Here is a 2665-nt window from a genome sequence, read left to right as displayed (position 1 = left end):
CTTCCTTGAGTTTCTCGTAGTCCTTCGTCCGGGTGGCGATGAACTCCTTGTCTTCCCAGCCGTTCTTGATGATCTCCTGCATCAGGCCGTTTAAGATGGCCACGTCGGTGCCGGAGACGAAGGCCATATAGAGGTCGGCCTGGCGGGCGGTCGCGGTGTAGCGCGGGTCAGCGTAGATGATCTTCGCGCCGTTCTGCTTGGCCTGGGCGACCCTGCGGCCGATGAGCGGGTGCTGCTCGAAGGTGTTGGAGCCCAGGATGAAGAGGCACTTCGATTCGGCGATGTCGCCGATGGAGTTGGTCATCGCGCCGGAGCCGAACGAGGCGGCGAGGCCGGCGACGGTGGACGCATGGCAGAGCCGGGCGCAGTGGTCGATGTGCCGGGTCTTCATGACGCCGCGGGCGAACTTCATCAGCGCGTAGTTCTCCTCGTTCGAGACCCTTGCCGATGCGAGCGCTGCAAACTCGTCGGGCTTGTAGGACTTGAACTTCTGTGCGATCAGGTCGTACGCCTCGTCCCAGGTCGCCTCGACGAACTTGCCGTCCTTCTTGATGAGCGGCTTCGTCAGGCGGTCGGGACTGTTCACGAACTCGTGAGCGTAGGTACCCTTGGGGCAGACCTTCCCCTCGTTGACAGGTGAGCGGTGGTAAGGTTGTGTGCCGACAACCTTCCCGTCCTTCACGACGAGGTTGAAGCTGCATCCCGTACCGCAGTACGGGCATGTTGTCTGTACATACTTGAGATCCATGGTAAAAACCTCGGATACATAGAGATTCGAGGTTAGGCATATTTAATTGTAATGATTAACACCGCGATTTTTGATGAATATGTGTGGGTTGTGCCGCCCACCTTTCGGAGAAAATTCAAGAGTAACGGCGATGTAAGGCCCGATAGCAATTTGAGTGGAAGATTAATGGCACAATCGAGATGCGCCTTAAATATGGCCCGCAAATGACGCGGCATAAAAAAAGGTTAGTTTGAGTAGGGTGCCTTCCCGAGTTTGGGCTCAAATGCGCTGTCGCTCTCAGTCCTGATGGCATGGGAGAAGAGCGCAAGCGGGATATCCATCGGGCAGAGCTCCTCGCACTGGCCGCAGTTGATGCACGAGTCGGAGATGTGCGCAAACCGCCGGAGGTGGAACATCGGGTTCGGCGGAACCTCCCCGGAGGTGATCATCCTGGAGTTTCCTTTGAACTCCTCTGCAACGGGGAAACAGACCGGGCAGTTCTCGATACAGGAGTAGCACTTGATGCACCGGCCGGTCTCGTGGCCGATTGTGCCCCAGACGTCGGATGCGAGCGCCTCGAAGTCCTTCTTCCGCCACTTGTTCCCAAGGCCGAGCATGGCGCCTTCGACCTTGCCGCGGATCTCGATACCCTTCGGGTTCGCAGGTTCGGTGTTGACGGCTCCAGCCTTCATGGCCGCATCGAGGAGGTTGGCACCCTTCTCGGAGCAGACTTCGACGAAGGTGGCCTTGCCGGCCTTCTCGCCGATGACACCCCAGTTGCCGCAGGCGAGGTCCGCCTGGCGCGGGACCTTGTAGAGGCAGCGGCGGCAGTTGGACCGGCGGCCGTAGCCCTCGTCCTCGAGCTCGTCGATCTTGATACCCTTATGGCCACCCTCGTACTCGATGATGAACTGGCCTTTGTCGATCTCCTCCTTGTGAACCGAGTCGGGGTCGACCTCGAACTTCTCCGCGATCATCTTCCGCGCAGCGACCGGGCTGACCGATCCGCCGCAGTTCACGCCGAGCAGGAGGAGGCGGTCCAGGTCGACCTGGTTGCGCTTTGCAAGCTCGATGAGACCCATCGTGTCGCAGCCCTTGACCGTGACGCCGAGACGTGCGGTCTTGTTGGCATCAAGGTAATCCTTCACTACCTTCGAGAGCAGGAGGGTCCCGCAGTGGAGGGAGCCCGCCGTCTCTGCGACCTCGGCGGGATCGGTGATGACCGTGGGGACGGCATCGTAGAGGTCCGCGCCCTTCCTGACGGCGAGGACGGCGTCCACCATACCGGACTTAAGAGCGTACTGCTGCAGAGCGGTGATCGCACCGCCGCACTCGCCTCTCTTCAGCACGTCGGCGTCTGCCGCCCACGTGTAGAACATATCGCCAATTGCTGCCATGTTCAGGCCTCCGTAATCTTCTCAACCTTCACAGCACAGGCCTTGAACTCGGGGATCTTGGCGATGGGGTCGAGAGCGTTGTTCGTCAGGATGTTTGCCGCACACTCGGCGAAGTGGAACGGCATGAACATGACACCCTTCATGATGTCCTTCGTCACTCTGGCAGGAACATCGACGGCCCCACGCCGGGTGATCGCACGAACTGTCTCCTTGTCCTTGATACCAAGAGCCTTCGCGTCCTCGGGGTTGATCTCGATCCATCCCGTCGGGACCTCGTTGTCGAGGGTCGCGGACCGGCGGGTCATGGAGCCGGTGTGCCAGTGCCAGAGGATACGGCCGGTCGTGAGAACGAACGGGTACTCGGCATCGGGGACTTCCGCCGGGGGTTTCCACTCGATGGGGTTGAAGATGCCGAGACCATCGGGGTGGGCGAACTTCGCCGTGTGGAGGATCGGGGTGCCGGGGTGGTCGGCCGCAGGGCAGGGCCAGTGGAGGGCTTCGGGCCTGTTGAGCCGCTCGTAGTTCATGCCGTGGTAGGACG

Annotated in this window: 3 protein-coding genes; all 3 read right to left on the bottom strand. The window is 60.6% G+C overall.

The window, feature by feature from the left end; genetic code table 11:
- Positions 1 to 748, bottom strand: a 748-nt coding sequence (locus F8E02_RS13045) for a molybdopterin-dependent oxidoreductase (protein ID WP_317066051.1), incomplete at its 3' end; no start/stop codon positions are given.
- A gap of 224 nt (positions 749 to 972) precedes the next feature.
- On the bottom strand, positions 973 to 2124 hold the full coding sequence (locus F8E02_RS13040; RefSeq protein WP_317066050.1) for a Coenzyme F420 hydrogenase/dehydrogenase, beta subunit C-terminal domain: 1152 nt from the start codon (positions 2122 to 2124) through the stop codon (positions 973 to 975).
- Positions 2125 to 2126: 2 nt separating this feature from the next.
- A partial coding sequence (locus F8E02_RS13035; RefSeq protein WP_317066049.1) for a molybdopterin oxidoreductase family protein occupies positions 2127 to 2665 on the bottom strand: 539 nt, incomplete at its 5' end.

It is taken from the genome of Methanoculleus caldifontis (assembly GCF_032842345.1).
Classification (GTDB): Archaea; Halobacteriota; Methanomicrobia; order Methanomicrobiales; family Methanoculleaceae; genus Methanoculleus; species Methanoculleus caldifontis.
The sequence above is the reverse complement of the archived record's forward strand: the minus strand, read 5'-3'. Positions and strand labels throughout refer to the sequence as shown.

Coding starts and splice junctions, on each gene's coding strand:
- F8E02_RS13040 (WP_317066050.1), bottom strand. CDS start 2,124: ATGGCAGCAATTGGCGATATGTTCTACACGTGGGCGGCAGACGCCGAC.